The sequence below is a fragment of the Dickeya sp. MK7 genome, assembly GCF_000406305.1.
Classification (GTDB): domain Bacteria; phylum Pseudomonadota; class Gammaproteobacteria; order Enterobacterales; family Enterobacteriaceae; genus Dickeya; species Dickeya fangzhongdai.
In genome coordinates this window covers 3,281,646-3,302,377 of the sequence record NZ_CM001984.1, presented here as the reverse complement: position 1 = coordinate 3,302,377, position 20,732 = coordinate 3,281,646, and the positions used below count along the sequence as shown (strand labels likewise).

The window sequence follows — 20,732 nt, the reverse complement described above, 5'->3', positions numbered from 1 at the left end:
GTGAGCGAGAGCAGCCAACGCATCTGCAACTTGAAGTATGACGGGTATATACAAGCAGGGGTAGGGGAGCGAGGCGACCTTGCCCCTTTATTTTGTGCGCGGAGCACTGAAGTTTTGTGGCGGAGCACTGAACCGCTATCGGCGGCGCGCGACGGACAGGGGCGCTATCCGTATGGCGGCGAGAGGTTTTTTTTATTTCTTCGCCTATCGAAAAAATCGGCGGGAAATACGCTACGCAAACGTTTTCTTTTTCTGTTAGAATGCGCCGCGAACAGGATGACCGGCGCTGCGATTGTCATCGTTCATTATTAGGATAGTTCATGGTTTGGGTTGATTACGTCATTATCGGTATTATCGGATTCTCGGCTCTGGTCAGTCTCATCCGGGGGTTTGTACGTGAAGCGCTGTCACTGGTGACCTGGGGGGCGGCGTTCTTTATCGCCAGCCACTACTATGCCTATCTCGCGGTCTATTTCACGCGGTTTAATGATGAGCTGGTGCGCAACGGTATCGCCATTGCCATTCTGTTTATTGCGACGTTGATTGTGGGCGCTATCGTTAATTATGTGATCGGTTCGCTGGTTGAACGCACCGGACTGTCAGGCACTGACCGGGTACTGGGCATTTGCTTCGGTGCATTGCGCGGTGTGTTGATCGTTTCCGCGCTGCTGTTCTTTCTGGATACCTTCACCGGTTTTTCACAGAGTGCCGACTGGAAGCAGTCCCATTTAATCCCGCAATTCAGTTATATCATCAGGTGGTTTTTTGACTACCTGCAAAGCACGTCGAGTTTCTTGCCGCGGCACATCTAGCCGCGGTAGCGCTGATGAGGAAAAGACCACATGTGCGGTATTGTCGGTATCGCCGGTTTTACACCGGTCAACCAGTCGATTTATGACGCGTTAACGGTGTTACAGCACCGTGGGCAGGATGCCGCGGGCATCGTCACCATTAATGATGCCAACTACTTTCGCCTGCGCAAAGCCAATGGCCTGGTGAAAGATGTGTTTGAAGCCCGGCACATGCAACGGTTGCAGGGCAACATGGGGATCGGCCACGTGCGCTATCCCACCGCAGGCAGCTCCAGTGCCTCAGAGGCCCAGCCGTTTTACGTCAATTCCCCGTTCGGGATTACGCTGGCCCACAACGGTAACCTGACCAACGCCCATGAACTGCGTAAAAAGCTGTTTGAAGAAGGGCGCCGTCACGTCAATACCACCTCGGATTCTGAAATCCTGCTGAACGTGTTTGCCAAAGAGCTGGATCGTTTCCAGCATTATCCGCTGGAAGCGGACAACATTTTTGCCGCCGTGGCGGCGGTGCATCAGCAGATTCGCGGCGCTTATGCCTGCATCGGCATGATCATCGGTCACGGTATGGTGGCTTTCCGCGATCCGAACGGCATTCGTCCGTTGGTTATCGGCAAGCGCGAGCTGCAGGATGGCCGTAACGAGTACATGGTGGCGTCGGAAAGCGTGGCGCTGGATACGCTGGGCTTTGAGTTTCTGCGCGATGTGGCGCCGGGCGAAGCGGTATACATTACCGAGAACGGCCAGCTGTTCACCCGTCAATGCGCGGAAAACCCGAAAAGCCACCCGTGTCTGTTCGAATATGTCTATTTCGCCCGTCCCGATTCCTTTATCGACAAGATTTCGGTCTACAGCGCCCGCGTGCGTATGGGCCAGAAGCTGGGCGAAAAGATTGCCCGCCAGTGGGAAGAGCTGGATATCGACGTGGTGATTCCGATTCCGGAAACGTCCTGCGATATCGCGCTGGAAATCGCCCGCATCATCAACAAGCCGTACCGTCAGGGCTTTGTGAAGAACCGCTACGTCGGCCGTACCTTTATCATGCCGGGCCAGCAAACCCGCATTAAATCGGTACGTCGCAAGCTGAACGCCAATCGGGCGGAATTCCGCGGCAAGAACGTGTTGCTGGTGGATGACTCCATCGTGCGCGGCACCACTTCTCAGCAGATCGTGGAGATGGCGCGTGAAGCCGGCGCGCGTCGGGTTTATCTGGCCTCCGCTGCGCCGGAGATCCGTTTCCCGAACGTGTACGGCATTGATATGCCGAGCGTCAACGAACTGATCGCTCACGGTCGTGAAGTGGAAGAGATTCGTAAGATCATCGGCGCCGATGCGCTGATTTTCCAGGATCTGAATGACCTGATCGAAGCGGTGCGTGAAGACAACCCGGAAATCGTTCAGTTTGAATGCTCGGTGTTCAACGGCGTCTATGTCACCAAAGACGTGGATCAGGACTATCTGGACTATCTGGAAGCACTGCGTAACGACGACGCCAAGGCGATGCGCAGTCAGAATGAAGTCGAAGATTTGGAACTGCACAACGAAGGGTGATGATCGATCGCTAATCGTGGTTAAAAAGGGAGCGCAGGCTCCCTTTTTTGTCGCTGTTATTCTTGCCAATCCTCTGGTGATGCGGCAAAGTCAGCGCACATGTTTTACCGTCTCTGTTGCGGTGGGTCTGAGAGGTGAGAATGAAGCGACTGATTGTCGGTATTTCCGGCGCCAGCGGCGTGATATATGGGGTGCGGTTGTTGCAGGTACTGCAGCCGATCGCCGGGATTGAAACTCACCTGGTGATGAGCCCGGCGGCCCGGCAAACGCTGTCGCTGGAAACCGATCTGACCGTGCGCGATGTGCAGTCGCTGGCCGATGTGGTGCACGATTCCCGCGATATCGCCGCCAGCATCTCGTCAGGCTCGTTCAAAACGGCAGGTATGGCGATTCTTCCCTGTTCCATCAAGACGTTATCCGGCATTACCCATAGCTATACCGACAGCCTGCTGACCCGCGCGGCGGACGTGGTGCTGAAAGAGCGTCGCCCGCTGGTGCTGTGCGTGCGGGAAACGCCGCTCCACCTCGGTCATTTGCGCCTGATGAATGCCGCCGCCGAAATGGGCGCGGTGATCATGCCGCCGGTGCCCGCGTTTTATCACCGCCCACAAACTGTGCAGGATATCGTCGATCAGACCGTCAACCGGGTGATTGATCAGTTTGACATTGCGCTGCCCCAGGATCTGTTTACGCGCTGGCAGGGTGCGTAACCGCCTCATTTGCAATAATAAGCCATGTCATCGCGTCACCGGGCCGGCCGGTGTCGGCGTGAAGATTTGCACTTTTTTGTGGCGTGATGTTTTTTATGGTGCATCGATGTGCACCAATATCGTGCATTTAATGCGAATCACCCGCGTCCTGTTCGTTATCCCGATAGCATGAGTTGACATAATTCATTGATTATATTGATGCGGCTATCATGATCACCACGCCTGATTTTATGCAGAATTGCATATTCTTTATGGCATAAAATTTGCTATGTTTTGACAAACAACGTGCGGATTAACGCACACGGCAAACGCATTCATCACAACAATTTCGCGGTCAGATTTCACGAATCACTTAGGCATACACAATCATAAAATAAGGGTAACGCAATGAAAAAAATGTTGAAACTTTTGCCCCTTGCGCTGGTATTCGCAGCAGGCAGTGCCCTCGCCGAGGTTCCGAAAAATATCAAGATTGGCACCGACCCCACTTATGCGCCGTTTGAATCCAAGGACGCCAGTGGTCAACTGGTCGGGTTTGATATCGATCTGGCAAAAGAGTTGTGCAAACGCATTCAGGCAAACTGTACTTTCGTCGAGAGTGATTTCGACGCGCTGATCCCGTCGCTGAAAGCGAAAAAGATCGACGCCATCATTTCCTCCCTGTCCATCACCGAGAAACGCCAGCAGGAAATCGCTTTTACGGACAAACTGTACGCAGCCAATGCCCGTCTGATCGCCAAAAAGGGCTCGCCGATTCTGCCGACGCTGGAAGCGCTGAAAGGTAAGCGTGTCGGCGTGCTGCAGGCATCCACGCAGGAATCTTACGCCAACCAGTACTGGCAGCCGAAAGGCGTTGATGTTGTCGCCTACCAGAATCAGGATCTGATCTATGCTGATCTGACCGCCGGCCGTATCGATGCCGCATTCCAGGATGAAGTGGCGGGCAGCGAAGGCTTCCTGAAACAGGCCGCAGGCAAAGAGTATGTGTTTGCCGGCCCGGCGGTGAAAGACGACAAACTGTTCGGCGTCGGCACCGGTATGGGGCTGCGCAAGAACGAAACCGAACTGAAAGCCGCGTTGGATAAAGCCTTTGCGGCCATGCGCAAAGACGGTACCTACGACACGCTGGCCAAGAAGTACTTTGACTTCGACGTTTACGGCGAATAAGCCTTCCTGATTAACCTCTGCCTGCTCCGTGCAGGCAGATGTGTGCCTTTTCTGAGCGGATTGATGTAATGCTTTATGGCTATTCCGAATTAATCATGGATGGCGCGCGCATGACGTTGCAACTGGCGTTGTGCTCGCTGGTGCTGGCGCTGCTGATCGGTCTGGTGGGGGCGGCGGCCAAGCTGTCGTCCAGTCGATTGTTGTCCGGCTGTTTTTCCGGTTACACCACCCTGATTCGCGGCGTACCGGATCTGGTCCTGATGCTGCTGATTTTTTACGGTCTGCAGATGGCGCTCAACAGCCTCACCGAAGCGCTTGGCCTGGATCAGATCGATATCGACCCGCTGGCGGCGGGGATTATTACGCTGGGATTTATTTACGGCGCCTATTTCACCGAAACCTTCCGCGGCGCTTATCTGGCGGTGCCTCGCGGTCAGATTGAGGCGGCGGTGGCGTTTGGTTTTACGCCGATGAAAGTGTTTCGCCGCATCATGTTCCCATCAATGATGCGCTTTGCGCTGCCGGGAATCGGCAACAACTGGCAGGTGATTCTCAAATCGACCGCGCTGGTGTCGCTGCTGGGGTTGAGCGACGTGATAAAAGCGACCCAACTGGCCGGAAAGGGAACCCATCATCCGTTCTTTTTCGCCATTGTGGCCGGCGTGCTGTATCTGATTTTTACCACCCTTTCCAATGGGGTGCTGTGGTGGCTGGAAAAACGCTACTCGCAGGGAGTCCGGAAAGTAAATTATGAGTGAGATTCTGCAACAATACTGGCAGGCCCTGCTGTGGAGTGACGGCTATCGCCTCACCGGGCTGGCGATGACGCTGTGGCTGCTGATTGTGTCGGTGACCATCGGCGGGTTGATGGCGGTTCCGCTGGCGGTAGCCCGCGTTTCGCCCCGTCGCCGCTACCGGTTGCCGGTATGGGCCTTTACCTATGTGTTTCGCGGCACGCCGCTGTATGTGCAACTGCTGGTGTTCTACTCCGGCGTGTACAGCCTGGAAATCGTGCGCGGCACCGATCTGCTGAACGCGTTTTTCCGCAGCGGCCTGAATTGCGCCATTCTGGCGCTGGCGCTTAATACCTGCGCCTATACCACCGAAATCTTCGCCGGCGCTATTCGTTCGGTGCCGCATGGTGAAATCGAGGCCGCCCGCGCCTATGGCTTTTCGCGTTTCAAACAGTACCGCTGCATCATTCTGCCGGGCGCGCTGCGCATCGCGTTGCCTGCCTACAGCAACGAAGTCATCCTGATGCTGCATTCCACCGCGCTGGCTTTTACCGTGACCGTGCCGGATTTGCTGAAAGTGGCGCGCGACATCAACGCCGCCACCTACAAGCCGTTTTACGCGTTCGGCATCGCAGGCGTGATGTATCTGGCGGTATCGTTCGTGCTGATCTCGTTGTTCAGAAAGGCTGAGCGCCGCTGGTTACGGCATCTTCATACCCGTTCATCCCATTAACCGTTCATTCCATTAAATAGTGCAGGAACAGACAAAGCATGCAGAATAATAAGCTGATGGTGACGGAATTACGTAAGCGTTATGGTCAGCATGAGGTGCTGAAAGGCATTTCATTACAGGCTAAAGCCGGGGACGTTATTTCTATTATCGGTTCATCGGGGTCGGGTAAAAGCACCTTGTTGCGCTGTATTAACTTTTTGGAAAAACCCTGTGAAGGGTCGATCCATGTGAATGGTCAGGAAATTCACATGGTGCGGGACAAAGACGGGCAGCTCAAGGTATTCGACAAGAAACAGCTACAGCTGCTGCGCACCCGGTTGACTATGGTATTCCAGCATTTCAACCTGTGGAGCTTCATGACCGCACTGGAAAACGTGATGGAAGCGCCGGTGCAGGTGCTGGGGCTGAGCAAGGCGGAAGCCCGCAAACGGGCCGAGTTCTACCTGAACAAAGTGGGGATCACCGGCGCATCACAGGAGAAATACCCGTCCGATTTGTCCGGCGGCCAGCAGCAGCGAGTGTCCATCGCCCGCGCGCTGGCGATGGAGCCGGATGTGCTGTTGTTTGACGAGCCTACGTCAGCGCTGGATCCGGAGCTGGTGGGTGAAGTGTTGCGCATCATGCAGCAACTGGCGGAAGAGGGCAAAACCATGGTGGTGGTGACCCACGAAATGGAGTTCGCCCGGCATGTCTCCAGTCATGTGATTTTCCTGCATCAGGGGCTGGTGGAGGAAGAAGGGCCGCCGGAGGCGGTGTTCGGCAACCCGCAAAGCCCGCGTTTGCAGCAGTTCCTGTCCGGTGCGCTGAAGTAACGTTCCGTACCGTCACGTCGTCCCCGCACCGGTTGGCCCGCTCAGCCTGCGCGGGGACGCAGCAAATCGTTCAGCGCCTCTTCCAGTTCAAAGAAGCGAAAACCGAAACCGGCTTTCTCCAGCCGCTGTGGAATAGCCCGTTGCCCGCCCAGCAGCAACGTCGCCGCTTCACCCATCAGTATCCTGAGCGCCCAGCCGGGCGTGCGCACAAAGCCGGGGCGATCCAGCGCGCTCGCCAGCATGGCGGAAAATTTCTCGTTACGCACCGGATAGGGCGACACCATGTTGAACGGGCCGCTCAGAATCGGGTTATCCAGCAGGTACAAAATAGCGTTGGTCATATCGTCGATATGGATCCACGGCAGGTATTGCTTGCCGGAGCCGACCGGGCCGCCTAATCCCAGCCGGAAAAGCGGCAGCATTTTTGTCAGCGCGCCGCCTTCGGCAGACAGCACCACGCCGGTGCGCAACAGGCTGACGCGGGTTTGGTCGCTTTCCGCTTCCAGCGCCAGCGCCTCCCAGCGCGCGCAGAGTTCATGGGTGAAGTCGTCGTGAGGCGGTTCATCTTCGGTCACCAGCGCTTGCCCCTGATCGCCGTAATAGCCGACGGCCGAGCCGGACAGAAACACAGAAGGCGGCGTTTGGCTATGGCGAATCAACTGCGTCAGCTGACGGGTGATATCCCAGCGGCTTTGACACAACCGCGCTTTTTGGGCTTTGGTCCAGCGTTTGTCGGCGATCGGCTCGCCCGCCAGATTGATGACGCCGTCAAAACCGTCCAGCGAGGTTTGCTCCTCCAGCCCGCGCCAGTAATCAACCTGAGCGCCCCACAGCCGTCGCGCGCGTTCCGGAGAGCGGGTCACTACGGTTACCTGATGTGACAGGGACAGCAAACGCGTAATCAGATGACGTCCAATAAGGCCGGTTCCCCCGGTGATCAATAGCTTCATAGCTGGCCTCGCTTCGTATGTCAGGTTATTCCCTTCCGCCGGGCAGTCGTGCTACGCCCGCTGGAACACCGTCTCTCCATCTCGGTTTCAGCATAGATGATTCGCTTTCGCCTGCCGGTGATATTAACCACATCTCAGGGAACTTTTATCAGCGGAACAAGCACTTTTCAAACCAACAGCGTAGCGTGGCAGGATGACGGAAAATAGTTTGATGGCGGTAAATCATCGAGGGAAAATCACGCCCGGTAAACCGGGCGTGGCGGCTAGCCCGATCAGGCTTTCGCCGCGAGTTGGTAGGCGCGCTGCGTGGCTGGGCGTTCACGGATGCGCTCAAACCAGCTTTTCACCGCCGGGAAGGCATCAATGTCGATGCGCTGGCGTTCGTGAGACACCACCCAGGGGTACGTGGCGATGTCGGCAATACTGTACTCATCGCCCGCCAGCCAGGTGTGGTGGCGCAACTGCGTGTTCAGCACGCCGTACAGCCGCTCTGTTTCTTTCTGATAGCGGTCGATGGCGTAAGGCACCGGCTGAGGCGCGTAGTGGTTGAAATGGTGGTTTTGCCCCAGCATCGGCCCGAAACCGGCCACCTGCCAGAACAGCCATTGCAGCGTGGCGGCGCGCTCCCGTACGTCGGTGCTCAAGAACTGGCCGGTTTTCTCGGCCAGATAAAGCAGAATGGCTCCGGATTCGAACAGGCTGATCGGCTCGCCCCGATCGGCAGGTTGCCGATCCACGATGGCGGGAATTTTGTTGTTGGGGGAAATTGCCAGAAATTCGGGTTTGAACTGATCGCCAGCGCCGATATCCACGTGGTGCAGTTGATAAGGTAACTGTGCTTCTTCCAGGAACAGGGTGATTTTGTGACCGTTCGGGGTAGGGGCGTAGTACACGTCAATCATGACTCATCTCTCCATAGGGGAGTCATCAGCCAGAAACTGAGGACTCTGAAAAACAGTTGGCAGGCAAAAGCCTAGCACTTTCCCGCCTGAAACATAAATAACCGTTATGGCTATCCTTTCCCTTTCGCTCCTGGCGTCGAGCGGCGCGTATCTGTGCGGAAAAGCAATAAGCCGATAATTTTGACCGGTGATGACATGGGTTTTTGGTACTATAGCGGGACCCAATCTTCTCACGCATCGGGATAGAATTATGAAACTGATGTTTGCGTCTGACCTGCATGGCTCGCTGTCTGCCACCGAAACCCTGTTGACCCGTTTTGAACAGAGCGGCGCCGACTGGCTGATCCTGCTGGGCGATTTTCTCAACCACGGCCCCCGCAATCCGTTGCCGGATCGTTACCAGCCGGCAGATGTGGCGAACCTGCTGAACCGCTACGCTTCACAGATTATGGCGGTACGGGGTAACTGCGACAGCGAAGTTGACCAGATGCTGTTGCAGTTTCCGATCACCGCGCCCTGGCAACAGGTGCTGCTGCCTGACAATCGCTTATTTGTGACTCACGGGCACCTTTATCACCCGGAAAAACGGCCGCCGCTGCACGCCGGCGACGTACTGGTGTTCGGTCATACCCATATCCCGGTGGCCGAGCGACGTGACGATATTTACTGTTTCAATCCCGGCTCTGTCAGCCTGCCTAAAGGCGGTTATCCCGCCAGTTACGGCCTGCTGGATAACGGCGTGTTGCAGGTTGTGCCATTGCAGGGTGGGGAGGCTATTGCACAGGTTGCGATTAGCCACTAACTTAGACGCTACTCTCACATCACATCAATAATTCCAATATTTTTAAAAACTGATGCGCGTGACCGCGCCACGACGAAAGGGTTTCAGAGGATGGTGGAACAAACACAGACGGTAGGCACGGAGTGGGTCGACATCGTTGATGAAAACAACGAGGTTATCGCCCAGTCGAGTCGCCAGCAGATGCGCGCTCAGCACCTGCGGCACCGTGCTACCTACATTGTTGTACATGATGGCATGGGCAAGATTCTGGTCCAGCGCCGCACCGAAACCAAAGATTTTTACCCCGGCTGGCTGGATGCAACCGCAGGTGGCGTGGTGCAAAGCGGTGAGAACCTGCTGGAATCGGCGCGCCGTGAAGCGGAAGAGGAGCTGGGAATCGCCGGCGTGCCGTTTGCCGAGCACGGTCTGTTTTACTATGAAAGCGATGACTGCCGGGTATGGGGCGCGCTGTTCAGCTGCGTAATGCACGGCCCGTTCGCCCTGCAGGCGGAAGAGATTGACGAAGTCAGCTGGCTGACGCCGGAGGAGATCACGGCGCGCTGCGATGAGTTCACCCCGGATTCACTCAAGGCGTTGTCGTTATGGCTAAGCCGCAACAGCGGCAGCAACGACTACGTTAAACCGCAACGTGTGTCGTCACGCGCCCAGAACGATGATTCGGCCGGAACGGAAGATCGTGACGCGGTGGAAGAAGAGCATTGAGTTAGGTTGTTCCGACGGGTTATCCATAAAAAAACGCCAGCAGTTGCTGGCGTTTTTGCTTCTGTCTTACCGGCGTATCGAAAGACGCGCCGGTCATGCCGTCGATCAGGCGATCTGGGTGGCCTGAATGGCGGTCAGCGCTACGGTGTAGACAATGTCGTCCACCAGCGCGCCGCGGGACAGGTCGTTAACCGGCTTACGCATGCCTTGCAGCATCGGCCCGATGGAAATCAGGTCGGCGGAACGCTGTACCGCTTTATAGGTGGTGTTGCCGGTGTTGAGGTCCGGGAACACGAACACGGTGGCTTTACCGGCAACCGGTGAGTTCGGCGCTTTGGACTGCGCTACGTCGGCCATGATGGCGGCGTCGTACTGCAGCGGACCGTCGATCACCAGATCCGGGCGTTTTTCCTGCGCCAGGCGGGTCGCTTCGCGGACTTTATCCACATCGCTGCCGGCGCCGGAGTTACCGGTCGAGTAGGAGATCATCGCTACGCGCGGTTCGATGCCGAAAGCGGCGGCGGAGTCGGCGGACTGAATAGCGATTTCAGCCAGCTGTTCAGCGGTCGGATCCGGGTTGATGGCGCAGTCGCCATAGACCAGAACCTGCTCCGGCAGCAGCATGAAGAACACGGAGGATACCAGCGAGCTGCCCGGTGCGGTTTTGATCAACTGCAACGGCGGACGGATGGTGTTGGCGGTGGTGTGAACGGCGCCGGATACCAGACCGTCTACTTCGCCTTGTTCCAGCATCAGGGTGCCCAGCACCACGTTGTCTTCCAACTGCTCGCGGGCGACCACTTCGGTCATGCCTTTGCTCTTACGCAGTTCGACCAGACGCGGTACATAGCGCTCACGAGCTTCGACCGGATCGACGATCTCGATGCCTTTGCCCAGTTCAACGCCCTGCGCAGCGGCTACGCGCTGGATTTCATCCGGGTTGCCCAGCAGCACGCATTGCGCGATGCCGCGTTCGGCACAGATGGCGGCAGCCTTGACGGTACGCGGCTCGTCGCCTTCCGGCAGCACGATGCGTTTGCTTGCCTGACGTGCCAGTTCGGTCAGCTGATAGCGGAAAGCCGGCGGAGACAGGCGGCGTGAGCGTTCAGACGCAGCGGTCAGCGAATCGATCCACTGGGTATCGATATGGCGCGCCACGTATTCCTGTACTTTTTCCACGCGTTCATGGTCGTCGGCCGGCAGTTCCAGGTTGAAGCTCTGCAGGTTCAGCGAGGTCTGCCAGGTGTTGGTATTAACCATGAATACCGGCAGGCCGGTCTGGAAGGCGCGTTCGCACAGCTTGCTGATGGCCGGGTCGATTTCGTAGCCACCGGTCAGCAGCAGGGCGCCGATTTCAACGCCGTTCATGGCGGCCAGACAGGCGGCAACCAGTACGTCCGGACGGTCGGCGGAGGTGACCAGCAGCGAACCCGGACGGAAATGTTCCAGCATATGCGGAATGCTGCGGGCGCAGAAGGTCACTGATTTCACGCGGCGGGTCTGGATGTCGCCGGCGTTGATCACGCGTGCGTTCAGGTGGTTGGCCATGTCGATGGCGCGGGTAGCGATCAGATCGAAGCTCCACGGCACGCAACCCAGAACCGGCAGCGGGCTGTTGGCAAACAGCAGCTTCGGATCGATATTGGCGACGCTGGCTTTGGTGGAATCATCGAAAATTTCGGACAAATCGGGACGGGTGCGACCCTGTTCATCCACCGGTGCGTTCAGCTTGTTGATGATAACGCCGGTGATGTTTTTATTCTTGCTGCCGCCGAAGCTGGAACGGGCGATGTCGATACGTTCTTTCAACTGTGCCGGGGAATCGTTGCCCAGCGCCAGTACGAAGACGATTTCCGCGTTCAGCGTTTTAGCGATTTCATAGTTCAGCGCGTTGGCGAACTGGTGTTTGCGGGTCGGCACCAGACCTTCTACCAGCACGACTTCCGCGTCTTTGGTGTTTTCGTGATAGCGGGCGATGATCTCTTCCAGCAGCACGTCCTGCTGGTTGCTGCTCAGCATCGACTCCACATAGCTCATCGTCAGCGGCTCGGCGGCCGGAATGGCGGAGGTGGCGCGGACGATGGTGGTGGTCTGATCCAGTGCGTTTTCACCGGAACGCGGCTGCGCGATAGGCTTGAATACGCTCAGGCGCACGCCTTTCTGTTCCATGGAACGAATGACACCCAGGCTGACGCTGGTCAGGCCCACGCTGGTGCCAGTAGGAATCAACATGATTGTACGGGACACGGCTTAACCTCTGTTTGCGGTTGCTCGTTGTTCAAAAACGATGCTTCTAAAACAACTCCGTCAGCCGAAGCTGACGGAGTGGGGAGACTTATCAGGCGGTCAGGCGCAGCGCGTCCTGAGCGATGACCAACTCTTCGTTGGTCGGGATAACCAGAGCCGGACGGGCGCCGTCTTTGGCGATGTTGCCGCCTTTGCCGAAACGGGCGGCCAGGTTACGTTCGTGGTCGACTTCGAAGCCCAGCAGACCCAACTGTTTCAGCGTCAGTTCACGCACCATAGCCGCGTTTTCGCCGATGCCGCCGGTGAAGATTACCGCGTCCAGACGACCTTCCATCAGCGCAGAGTAAGAACCGATGTACTTCGCCAGACGGTGGCAGTACACGTTCATGGCGCGTTTGGCGTCTTCTTTGGTTTCGTAGTTGTCTTCTACATAACGGCAGTCGCTGGTGACTTCAGTCAGACCCAGCAGGCCGGATTCTTTGGTCAGCAGCTTGTTGATGCTTTCCACGCTCATGCCCAGGGAATCATGCAGGTGGAAAACCACCGCCGGGTCGATGTCACCGCTACGGGTGCCCATCACCAGACCTTCCAGCGGGGTCAGACCCATGGAGGTATCCACGCACTTGCCGTTGCGGATAGCGGAAACGGAACCGCCGTTGCCCAGGTGGCAGGTGATCACGTTCAGTTCTTCTACCGGCTTGTTCAGGACTTTCGCCGCTTCACGAGAAACGAAGTAGTGGCTGGTACCGTGAGCGCCATAACGGCGGATGTGATGTTCTTTGTATAATTTGTACGGCAGGGCATACAGGTAGGCTTCTTCCGGCATAGTCTGATGGAACGCGGTGTCGAAGACAGCGACGTTCTTGTCTTTCAGGTGCGGGAATTCCTTCAGTGCTTCTTCGATGCCGATCAGATGAGCCGGGTTGTGCAGCGGCGCGAACGGCACGGCGTCCTTGATGCCCTGCAACACGTCGGCGTTGATCACTGCTGATTGCGTGAATTTTTCGCCGCCGTGGACGATACGATGACCGATTGCTACCAGTTGAGCAGACAGTTCCGGCTTCTGGCTGAGGATGGTGTTAACGATGAAGCTCAGTGCTTCGCTGTGGGCGGCACCGGCACCCAGTTCAGCTTCCTGCTTGCCACCGTCAATTTTCCATTTGATGCGCGCTTCAGGCAGATTAAAACACTCGGCCAGGCCAGACAGGTATTCGTCTCCGTTGACGGCATCAATGATGGCGAACTTCAGGGAAGAACTGCCACAGTTAAGGACCAGTACTAACTTACTCGACATGGAAGTACCTACTTGTTATACATGGTTAAAAAAATGTCACACAACAGCCAGCGTAGCGCAGAAGGCGGTTGACATTTATGATTAACATCATGGCCGGGTGATTTTTCCAGACATGACGGCGGAAAACGCCGATGTAACAACCGCCCGGCAGCGTATGAAACGCCCCGGCCTGGCGACATCGGCGCGGCAAAAACGGCGACAGCAGACACACATGACGTTCGCTACGCGCTGAATCAACAGTGACCGGATTCGCCAGCCGACGCAACGAAACGCTGCCTGAAACAGCGGATGGCTAAACAGCGAGTGCAGAACAACGGTGTCATACGGCTTTTTATCGCAGCTCAAAAGGCTATTTTAGGATACCGATAGCAATCATTAAACACAAAATATATTTTAAGCTTGTCAATTACAGTTGGTGATTTATACAAATTTTTTATTTTTTATATGTGAAGTTGAGGTTGAGCATGACGACGAAACCCTCCGGTAAGACAGGATGGCTACAACTATTCCGTCTGGGCCAGCACTATATGAAAACCTGGCCGACGGACAAGCGTTTGGCGCCGGTGTTTCCTGAAAATCGCGTGGCGCGCGCCACCCGGTTTGCCATTCGTATCATGCCGCCGCTGGCCGTCTTTACCCTGACCTGGCAAATCGCGCTGGGCGGGCAACTGGGGCCGAGCGTGGCTACCGCGCTATTCGCCCTTGGCTTGCCGATGCAGGGATTATGGTGGCTGGGGCGACGTTCTGTCACTCCGTTGCCGCCTTCCTTATTACAGTGGTTTCATGAAATTCGTAATAAGCTGCTGGCGTCGGGAATGGCGCTGGCGCCGGTGGAAGGACAGCCCACTTATCAGATGCTGGCGGACGTGCTGAATCGTGCCTTCAGGCAGCTCGACAAGACGTTCCTGGACGATCTTTGATGTAAACCCGGTTTTTAGCCAAAGACGCTGACATTTTTTCCATTGGATTCTGTTTTAAATCAAGAAACGAACGCCAGCCAGTATGCGATTCTGCTGTCAATATCCCTTTAGCCGGAATCAGATTCAGGAGTGCACCATGGAAATGACTAATGCTCAGAGACTTATCCTGTCCAATCAGTACAAAATGATGTCAATGCTGGATCCCGATAATGCGGAACGTTACCGCCGCCTGCAAACTATCATCGAACGGGGTTATGGGTTGCAAATGCGGGAACTGGATCGTGATTTTGGCGATTTAAACGAAGATGTGTGCCGTACCCTCATTAATATTATGGAAATGCATCATGCGCTGCAGGTTTCCTGGGCCAACCTGAAAGAGAAACCGGACATGGATGAGCGCCGTGTGGCGTTCCTTGGCTTCGATGCCGCCACTGAGGCGCGCTATCTGGGTTACGTGCGCTTTATGGTGCACGTGGAAGGGCGCTATCCCCACTTTGATTCCGGCACGCATGGCTTTAACTCACAGACCAAAATGTGGGATAAATACATCCGCATGCTGGCGATTTGGCAATCCTGCCCGCGTCAGTATCACCTGAGTGCGGTGGAGATCGCGCAAATCATTAATGCCTGATAAGTTCGGGGCCGGTAAATAAAGAAGGGGCTTTCTGTGGAGTGTAAAGGTTTTCTGTTTGATCTTGACGGCACGCTGGTGGATTCACTGCCCGCGGTGGAACGGGCCTGGAGCAACTGGGCAAAAGATCATGATATCGACCCGCAGACGGTTCTGGATTTTATTCATGGCAAGCAGGCCATCACCTCGTTGCGTCATTTTCTGGCTGGCGCCAGTGAAGAGACGATTCAGCGCGAGTTTGTCGCGCTGGAGCAGGTGGAAGCGACCGATACCACCGGTATTGCGGCTATGCCGGGCGCTCAGGCGCTGTTGGTCAGGCTGGACGAGTTGAATATTCCGTGGGCGATCGTGACGTCGGGAACGGTGCCGATTGCGCATGCTCGCCATCGCGCCGCGGGGTTGTCTGCTCCGCGCGAGTTCATCACTGCGGAGCAGGTGGCGCATGGCAAACCGAATCCGGACGCGTATCTGCTGGGCGCGCAGCGGTTGGGGCTGGCTCCTGCCGAGTGCGTGGTGGTCGAGGATGCGCCGGCCGGCGTGCTGTCTGGTCTGGCTGCGGGGTGTAAGGTTGTCGCGGTGAATGCGCCGGCCGACACGCCGCGTCTGGACGAGGTGGATGCCGTATTACATTCCCTTGAGCAATTGCAGATTTCGCGTACAGCGGGTGGCTGGGTCAATATCACCCTGAAATGATGCCCCAAACCGGAGTAAACATGATCAAAACCCTGCTTTGTCAGGGTTTTTTTATGGCATGCTGATTTTCAGCGGTTTCTCCGGGGAATGCGTTTCCAGCTGGAATACCGCCTGATGAATAAGGACTGTTAACGTCAGGAGGAGGCATGTTGAGCAGTTCGCTGGTCTGGGTTGTCATGCTGTTATTGATTGCCATTGCGCTGTTTGCTACCGGCAAACTGCGCATGGATGTGATTGCTTTGCTGGTGATTGTGGCGTTCGTGCTAAGCGGCACGCTGACGCTACAGGAGGCGCTGATCGGTTTCAGCGATCCGAACGTATTCCTGATCGCTGCGCTGTTTGTGATCGGCGAAGGTCTGGTGCGGACCGGGGTGGCCTATCAGGTCGGCGACTGGTTGATGCGCGTGGCCGGGCAGAGTGAAACCCGCATGCTGATTCTGCTGATGTGCACCGTGGCGCTGCTGGGCGCCTTCATGAGTTCGACCGGCGTGGTGGCTATTTTTATTCCGGTAGTACTGAACGTCGCCGCGCGGATGAAAACCACCCCGGCCCGCCTGATGATGCCGCTGGCCTTCGCCGGGTTGATCAGCGGCATGATGACGCTGGTGGCGACTCCGCCCAATATGGTGGTCAGCAGTGAGCTGATGCGTACCGGTATGGCCGGGTTCAGCTTTTTTAGCGTCACGCCTATTGGTGTGGTGGTGTTGCTGATCGGTATCGCGTATATGTTGGTGGCCCGTTTTTGGCTGACCACGACGGACAGCGATAACTTCAAGGAAGGGTGGAAACGTAAAACGTTTCGTGACCTGATCCGGGAATATCGACTGACCGGGCGCGCGCGCCGGCTGGCGATCCGCACCGGCTCACCGCTGATTGGTCAGCGCCTGGATGATTTGCAATTACGCCAGCGCTACGGCGCCAACGTGGTGGGGATTGAGCGCTGGCAGAAATTCCGGCGCATTATGGTCAGCGTCAGCGGCAATAGCGAATTGCGCTTGAATGATGTGCTGCTGATCGATATGTCGGCATCAGACGTGGATCTGCGTGAGTTCTGCGCCACCCAGCGCCTGGAACCGATGGTGCTGCGCGGCGAGTATTTCTCCGAACAGGCGCGGGATGTGGGCATGGCGGAAGTGTCGCTGATCCCGGATTCCGGACTGCTGGGCAAAACGTTGCAGGAGGCGTCGTTTCGCAGCCGCTATGGGTTGACGGTGGTGGGCATTCGTCGGGACGGCGAGGCGCTGGAAGGCACGCTGGCTGACGAAGCATTAAAGCTGGGGGATATTTTACTGGTGATTGGCGACTGGAAAAACATCCGCCTGCTGCACCAGCACAAGCACCACTTTATTGTGCTCAACCTGCCGGCGGAAGTGGATGAAGTGGCGCCAGCCAGTAATCAGGCGCCGCATGCGCTGTTTTGTCTGGCGCTGATGGTGGCGATGATGCTTACCGATGAAATCCCCAACGCTATCGCCGCGTTGATCGCCTGCCTGCTAATGGGTCAGTTTCGCTGCATCGACATGGAAAGCGCCTATCGCGCCGTGCACTGGCCGAGCCTGATCCTGATTGTGGGAATGATGCCGTTTGCTCTGGCGTTGCAGCAAACCGGCGGCGTGGCCTTGGCCGTCAAAGGGTTGATGGAAATTGGCGGCGATGCCGGTCCGCATATGATGTTGGTGTGCTTGTTCCTGCTGTGTGCGCTGACGGGCTTGTTTATTTCCAATACGGCGACGGCGGTGCTGATGGCGCCGATCGCCGTGGCGGCGGCGGAGCAGATGCAGGTTTCGCCATATCCTTTCGCGATGATTATCGCTATTGCCGCTTCCGCTGCGTTTATGACGCCGGTTTCTTCGCCGGTGAATACGCTGGTGCTGGCGCCCGGCGGATATCGTTTCAGTGATTTTGTTCGGGTTGGGGTGCCGTTCACGCTGTTGGTGATGGCGGTCAGCGTGGTGATGGTGCCGTGGCTGTACCCATTTTGAATGCAAACATGTGTGAACAGCCTGACTGACCTGCTGTCAGGCTGTGCGCCGCGCTCATTGGTGGCTGACTAAAGCGGCGACTCCTGGCTGATTTCATCCAGCGACAGGCTGAAGCTTGGAATAAACACCGTCATGAAATAATCCATTTCCGGGCTCTGGCGCTGCTGGAGCGTCTTTTCCAGTCGGGCTTTGGCCAGCAAAAATTCGTTATTGCCGGCCGACAGTTCTTCCAGACACTTCAGGTACGCGCAAAGCGCATCCGCCTGTTTCACGATGGCGTGCTCTTCTTCGCTGATATGGGATTCATCAAGCAGCGGGCTGAAATCCTGCTGCAGTTCGGCAGGCAGCATCGCAATCAGGTTCTGGCGGGCAATCTTTTCAATCTTCTTGTATTCGTGGGCAATCTGAGCGTTGTAATACTTGATGGGGGTGGGCATGTCGCCGGTCAGCACTTCACTGGCGTCATGGTACATCGCCAGCAGGGCAATGCGACCAACATTGAGATTGCCATTGAATTTACGGTTTTTGATCACCGCGAGGGCATGAGCGACAAACGCTACCTGCAGGCTGTGCTCGGAGACATTTTCGGTCCGGACATTGCGCATCAGCGGCCAACGGCTAATCAGTTTCAGGCGGGACAAGTGGGCGAAGAAATGACTTTGAACCATAAGTGTCTCTCGGTGTACAGCATTAGGGGTTCATTGTGGCGGCTCCGGCATCAAGAAGCAAATCAGGCCGGGGGGAGCGGGAAAAGGCTCAGGCTGCAGGGGCGCAAACATGCCCGGCGCCAGTGCGGCGCCGGGCATCATCCTGATTACTGGTGATAACCTTCCAGGAAACGGCCAAATTTGTTGATCGCCATTTCCAGTTCGTCAACACGCGGCAGGGTTACGATACGCAGGTGGTCTGGTTCCGGCCAGTTGAAGGCGGTGCCTTGTACCAGCAGCACCTTTTCCTGCAGCAGCAGGTCCAGTACCAGCTTCTGGTCGTCATGAATGTTGAAGCGTTTGGCGTCAATGCGGGGGAACATATACAGCGCTCCGCTCGGTTTGACGCAGGATACGCCGGGAATCTGGTTGATCAGTTCCCAGGCGCGATTACGCTGCTCGTATAGACGCCCGCCAGGATGAATGAATTCGCTGATGCTTTGGTAACCGCCCAGCGCGGTCTGAATAGCATGCTGCATCGGCACGTTGGCGCACAGACGCATCGACGCCAGCATTTCCAGCCCTTCAATATAACCGCGAGCGTGCTTTTTCGGTCCGTTCAGCACCATCCAGCCCTGACGGAACCCGGCCACACGATAGGTTTTGGACAGACCGTTGAAGGTGACGGTTAACAGGTCAGGCGCCAGCGCGGCAATCGAATGGTGCTGAGCGTCATCGTAGAGGATCTTGTCGTAAATCTCGTCGGCGAAAATGATCAAGTTATGCTGGCGGGCAATCTCGACCACTTCCAGCAGCAGTTCTTTGCTGTACACCGCCCCGGTCGGGTTATTGGGGTTGATGATCACGATCCCGCGGGTACGAGGAGTGATTTTACTGCGAATGTCATCCAGATCCGGGAACCAGCCCGACTCTTCGTCACAGCGGTAATGCACCGCATGGCCGCTGGAAAGCGACACGGCCGCGGTCCACAGCGGGTAATCCGGCGCCGGCACCAGCATTTCGTCACCGGTATTCAGCAATGCCTGCATCGACTGGACGATCAGTTCGGAAACGCCGTTGCCGATATAGACGTCTTCCAGCGTCACGTCGCGCATATCGCGAGCCTGATAGTGCTGTACGATGGCCTTGCGGGCGGAATAGAGCCCTTTGGAATCGCAGTAGCCTTGCGCAGTCGGCAGATTGCGGATGACATCCACCAGAATTTCATCCGGCGCATCGAACCCGAAAGGCGCCGGGTTGCCGATGTTCAGTTTGAGTACCTTGTTGCCTTCTTCTTCCAGCCGTTTTGCTTCTTTTAATACCGGACCACGAATATCGTAACAAACGTTTTCCAGTTTTTTCGATTTTTCTATCGGTGACATTTAACAAACCTTTTACAGGATCCTATTCCTGATGAGTAATCGCCTAACCCGCCTAATGTACTCTTCCCGCCGTGTGTTTTGAAGAATCATTACCATGGCTGTGAAGCCGGTTCCAGATAACGCTCAGAGCCAGAGCGACAAATGACATCATTGTTAATGAAGTGTAATTGATCTGTGATGGCGCTTTGGGTTTTTGACCCGAGATTGAGAGCGGGATCTATAAAACAGCCTCTGGTGCCGGTAAATTATCCAGCCGGATCGCATGACGAAGCATTAATCATGTCCAGATGGTGGCCGCAAGGAATAATCTCGGCAGCAATTGAGGTATTTTTTATACCTGATTCAAACGCTGAAACCGGTATCATAAAATGATGGCTGCCGTGAGGGTTATAAAAAAACCATTTTTTAAATACGGTAATGGCAGAAGAGCAAGGAAATGTTTCTCTATGTGGAAATGAAGGGGGCGTATCTTATCCGAAAAAAATAAAACGCAGCCAACTCGCTGATAATAAAAAAATGGAGTTATTTAAACGAATAGTGAAGAAATCAGGGTAAGAATAAAAAAGACAGGGTATATCTCATTGCTCATAAGATAATTCTTTGACTGGAGAAAACCTCCTCGCGTAACTTCATGAAAATTTATGTTACATGTGACATCCTTGCGCGTTATTTAACAAATTTACAAAAATTTATTAATCTTTACATAAAAACTGGGTCACATGGTGATAGTAACTTACTGTATTAATAGTGTTTGCGTGCGAACGGCGCCAGGTTTGGTCTGAGAGCTACTTTTGGGGAAGTGAAAGGATAGTGAAGTGAATTCATCAGGTGGCTTGATGGTTTTTATGATTGAATTAAAACGGGATTTCAAATTGAATAGCGCGATTTAAGAGTTTGCTGATGTTTTAAACGTAATGTCTTTTTCAAGCAAACGGAGAATCAATGATGCACAAAGCATGCGTTAAAAGTGAAAAATAAGAGATGTCGTTTATTTGGGTGAGCGTGTGTCATAACGTAAGCGCAATCAAAATCTTATATCCCTTCATTGTAAATTGCCGGTGAAG

The 20,732-nt window shown here is 55.5% G+C and carries 19 protein-coding genes; 13 read left to right on the top strand and 6 right to left on the bottom strand.

Going from position 1 to position 20,732, the window contains the following annotated elements:
* Nucleotides 1-320: 320 nt before the first annotated feature.
* From cvpA to hisP, 7 genes are all read left to right on the top strand, one after another.
* Nucleotides 321-812 carry a colicin V production protein gene (gene cvpA, locus DXXMK7_RS14210; RefSeq protein WP_024106620.1) on the top strand — a complete coding sequence of 164 codons (492 nt, stop codon included), beginning with the start codon at nucleotides 321-323 and terminating at the stop codon, nucleotides 810-812.
* 30 nt (nucleotides 813-842) lie between these two features.
* Nucleotides 843-2,360 (top strand): amidophosphoribosyltransferase, encoded by a 1,518-nt coding sequence (purF, locus tag DXXMK7_RS14205; RefSeq protein WP_038919657.1) that lies wholly within the window; start codon nucleotides 843-845, stop codon nucleotides 2,358-2,360.
* A 140-nt stretch (nucleotides 2,361-2,500) separates the two neighbouring features.
* Nucleotides 2,501-3,070 carry a UbiX family flavin prenyltransferase gene (locus tag DXXMK7_RS14200; RefSeq protein WP_038919656.1) on the top strand — a complete coding sequence of 190 codons (570 nt, stop codon included), beginning with the start codon at nucleotides 2,501-2,503 and terminating at the stop codon, nucleotides 3,068-3,070.
* Nucleotides 3,071-3,457: 387 nt separating this feature from the next.
* A complete protein-coding gene (locus DXXMK7_RS14195; protein ID WP_038919654.1) occupies nucleotides 3,458-4,237 on the top strand; it encodes a lysine/arginine/ornithine ABC transporter substrate-binding protein in 780 nt (259 codons plus the stop codon).
* Nucleotides 4,238-4,305: 68 nt separating this feature from the next.
* The gene (locus DXXMK7_RS14190) at nucleotides 4,306-4,995 is read left to right on the top strand and encodes a histidine ABC transporter permease HisQ (RefSeq protein WP_038919653.1); all 690 of its coding nucleotides are present in this window, start codon (nucleotides 4,306-4,308) and stop codon (nucleotides 4,993-4,995) included.
* Entirely contained in the window at nucleotides 4,988-5,704 is a 717-nt protein-coding gene (locus DXXMK7_RS14185) for an ABC transporter permease (RefSeq protein WP_038667446.1), read from the top strand. Before DXXMK7_RS14190 ends, DXXMK7_RS14185 begins: the two co-directional genes overlap by 8 nt.
* Before the next feature lie 38 nt (nucleotides 5,705-5,742).
* The gene (gene hisP, locus DXXMK7_RS14180) at nucleotides 5,743-6,516 is read left to right on the top strand and encodes a histidine ABC transporter ATP-binding protein HisP (protein WP_038919652.1); all 774 of its coding nucleotides are present in this window, start codon (nucleotides 5,743-5,745) and stop codon (nucleotides 6,514-6,516) included.
* A gap of 41 nt (nucleotides 6,517-6,557) precedes the next feature.
* Here hisP and DXXMK7_RS14175 read toward each other — a convergent pair whose 3' ends face one another.
* Both DXXMK7_RS14175 and yfcG read right to left on the bottom strand, forming a co-directional pair.
* Nucleotides 6,558-7,466, bottom strand: coding sequence for a TIGR01777 family oxidoreductase (locus tag DXXMK7_RS14175; protein ID WP_038919651.1), 909 nt, complete (start codon nucleotides 7,464-7,466; stop codon nucleotides 6,558-6,560).
* A gap of 272 nt (nucleotides 7,467-7,738) precedes the next feature.
* Complete coding sequence (gene yfcG / locus DXXMK7_RS14170) at nucleotides 7,739-8,368, bottom strand: GSH-dependent disulfide bond oxidoreductase (protein ID WP_038919649.1); 630 nt, start codon at nucleotides 8,366-8,368, stop codon at nucleotides 7,739-7,741.
* Between the two features lie 250 nt (nucleotides 8,369-8,618).
* On the opposite strand from yfcG, the gene yfcE reads away from it, so the two are divergent.
* Together yfcE and yfcD are read left to right on the top strand one after the other, a co-directional pair.
* The gene (gene yfcE, locus DXXMK7_RS14165; RefSeq protein WP_038667458.1) at nucleotides 8,619-9,170 is read left to right on the top strand and encodes a phosphodiesterase; all 552 of its coding nucleotides are present in this window, start codon (nucleotides 8,619-8,621) and stop codon (nucleotides 9,168-9,170) included.
* A gap of 90 nt (nucleotides 9,171-9,260) precedes the next feature.
* Nucleotides 9,261-9,872, top strand: coding sequence for an NUDIX hydrolase YfcD (yfcD, locus tag DXXMK7_RS14160; RefSeq protein ID WP_049842385.1), 612 nt, complete (start codon nucleotides 9,261-9,263; stop codon nucleotides 9,870-9,872).
* A gap of 105 nt (nucleotides 9,873-9,977) precedes the next feature.
* Here the strand turns inward: yfcD and pta are convergent, their stop codons facing one another.
* Together pta and ackA are read right to left on the bottom strand one after the other, a co-directional pair.
* Nucleotides 9,978-12,119 carry a phosphate acetyltransferase gene (pta, locus tag DXXMK7_RS14155; RefSeq protein WP_038919648.1) on the bottom strand — a complete coding sequence of 714 codons (2,142 nt, stop codon included), beginning with the start codon at nucleotides 12,117-12,119 and terminating at the stop codon, nucleotides 9,978-9,980.
* Nucleotides 12,120-12,210: 91 nt separating this feature from the next.
* Nucleotides 12,211-13,413 carry an acetate kinase gene (gene ackA, locus DXXMK7_RS14150; RefSeq protein ID WP_038919647.1) on the bottom strand — a complete coding sequence of 401 codons (1,203 nt, stop codon included), beginning with the start codon at nucleotides 13,411-13,413 and terminating at the stop codon, nucleotides 12,211-12,213.
* Between the two features lie 464 nt (nucleotides 13,414-13,877).
* On the opposite strand from ackA, the gene yfbV reads away from it, so the two are divergent.
* From yfbV to DXXMK7_RS14125, 4 genes are all read left to right on the top strand, one after another.
* A complete protein-coding gene (gene yfbV, locus DXXMK7_RS14140) occupies nucleotides 13,878-14,333 on the top strand; it encodes a terminus macrodomain insulation protein YfbV (RefSeq protein WP_038919645.1) in 456 nt (151 codons plus the stop codon).
* Nucleotides 14,334-14,469: 136 nt separating this feature from the next.
* Entirely contained in the window at nucleotides 14,470-14,964 is a 495-nt protein-coding gene (locus DXXMK7_RS14135) for a YfbU family protein (protein ID WP_038667469.1), read from the top strand.
* A 36-nt stretch (nucleotides 14,965-15,000) separates the two neighbouring features.
* Nucleotides 15,001-15,657, top strand: coding sequence for a sugar phosphatase (locus tag DXXMK7_RS14130; RefSeq protein WP_038919643.1), 657 nt, complete (start codon nucleotides 15,001-15,003; stop codon nucleotides 15,655-15,657).
* 146 nt (nucleotides 15,658-15,803) lie between these two features.
* Nucleotides 15,804-17,639, top strand: coding sequence for an SLC13 family permease (locus DXXMK7_RS14125; protein ID WP_174213748.1), 1,836 nt, complete (start codon nucleotides 15,804-15,806; stop codon nucleotides 17,637-17,639).
* A gap of 68 nt (nucleotides 17,640-17,707) precedes the next feature.
* On the opposite strand, the gene yfbR is transcribed toward DXXMK7_RS14125, so the two are convergent.
* Entirely contained in the window at nucleotides 17,708-18,307 is a 600-nt protein-coding gene (gene yfbR / locus DXXMK7_RS14120) for a 5'-deoxynucleotidase (RefSeq protein WP_038667475.1), read from the bottom strand.
* 146 nt (nucleotides 18,308-18,453) lie between these two features.
* Nucleotides 18,454-19,668 carry a pyridoxal phosphate-dependent aminotransferase gene (locus DXXMK7_RS14115; RefSeq protein ID WP_038667479.1) on the bottom strand — a complete coding sequence of 405 codons (1,215 nt, stop codon included), beginning with the start codon at nucleotides 19,666-19,668 and terminating at the stop codon, nucleotides 18,454-18,456.
* Nucleotides 19,669-20,732 lie beyond the last annotated feature (1,064 nt).

Excerpts from the sequence above, each read along its gene's own strand:
- yfbV (WP_038919645.1), top strand. The coding sequence starts at position 13,878 with ATGACGACGAAACCCTCCGGTAAGACAGGATGGCTACAACTATTCCGT.
- DXXMK7_RS14190 (WP_038919653.1), top strand. The coding sequence starts at position 4,306 with ATGCTTTATGGCTATTCCGAATTAATCATGGATGGCGCGCGCATGACG.
- DXXMK7_RS14135 (WP_038667469.1), top strand. The coding sequence starts at position 14,470 with ATGGAAATGACTAATGCTCAGAGACTTATCCTGTCCAATCAGTACAAA.
- hisP (WP_038919652.1), top strand. The coding sequence starts at position 5,743 with ATGCAGAATAATAAGCTGATGGTGACGGAATTACGTAAGCGTTATGGT.
- DXXMK7_RS14115 (WP_038667479.1), bottom strand. The coding sequence starts at position 19,668 with ATGTCACCGATAGAAAAATCGAAAAAACTGGAAAACGTTTGTTACGAT.
- ackA (WP_038919647.1), bottom strand. The coding sequence starts at position 13,413 with ATGTCGAGTAAGTTAGTACTGGTCCTTAACTGTGGCAGTTCTTCCCTG.
- DXXMK7_RS14125 (WP_174213748.1), top strand. The coding sequence starts at position 15,804 with ATGTTGAGCAGTTCGCTGGTCTGGGTTGTCATGCTGTTATTGATTGCC.
- DXXMK7_RS14200 (WP_038919656.1), top strand. The coding sequence starts at position 2,501 with ATGAAGCGACTGATTGTCGGTATTTCCGGCGCCAGCGGCGTGATATAT.
- purF (WP_038919657.1), top strand. The coding sequence starts at position 843 with ATGTGCGGTATTGTCGGTATCGCCGGTTTTACACCGGTCAACCAGTCG.
- DXXMK7_RS14185 (WP_038667446.1), top strand. The coding sequence starts at position 4,988 with ATGAGTGAGATTCTGCAACAATACTGGCAGGCCCTGCTGTGGAGTGAC.
- yfbR (WP_038667475.1), bottom strand. The coding sequence starts at position 18,307 with ATGGTTCAAAGTCATTTCTTCGCCCACTTGTCCCGCCTGAAACTGATT.
- yfcG (WP_038919649.1), bottom strand. The coding sequence starts at position 8,368 with ATGATTGACGTGTACTACGCCCCTACCCCGAACGGTCACAAAATCACC.
- DXXMK7_RS14175 (WP_038919651.1), bottom strand. The coding sequence starts at position 7,466 with ATGAAGCTATTGATCACCGGGGGAACCGGCCTTATTGGACGTCATCTG.
- yfcD (WP_049842385.1), top strand. The coding sequence starts at position 9,261 with ATGGTGGAACAAACACAGACGGTAGGCACGGAGTGGGTCGACATCGTT.
- yfcE (WP_038667458.1), top strand. The coding sequence starts at position 8,619 with ATGAAACTGATGTTTGCGTCTGACCTGCATGGCTCGCTGTCTGCCACC.
- DXXMK7_RS14195 (WP_038919654.1), top strand. The coding sequence starts at position 3,458 with ATGAAAAAAATGTTGAAACTTTTGCCCCTTGCGCTGGTATTCGCAGCA.
- cvpA (WP_024106620.1), top strand. The coding sequence starts at position 321 with ATGGTTTGGGTTGATTACGTCATTATCGGTATTATCGGATTCTCGGCT.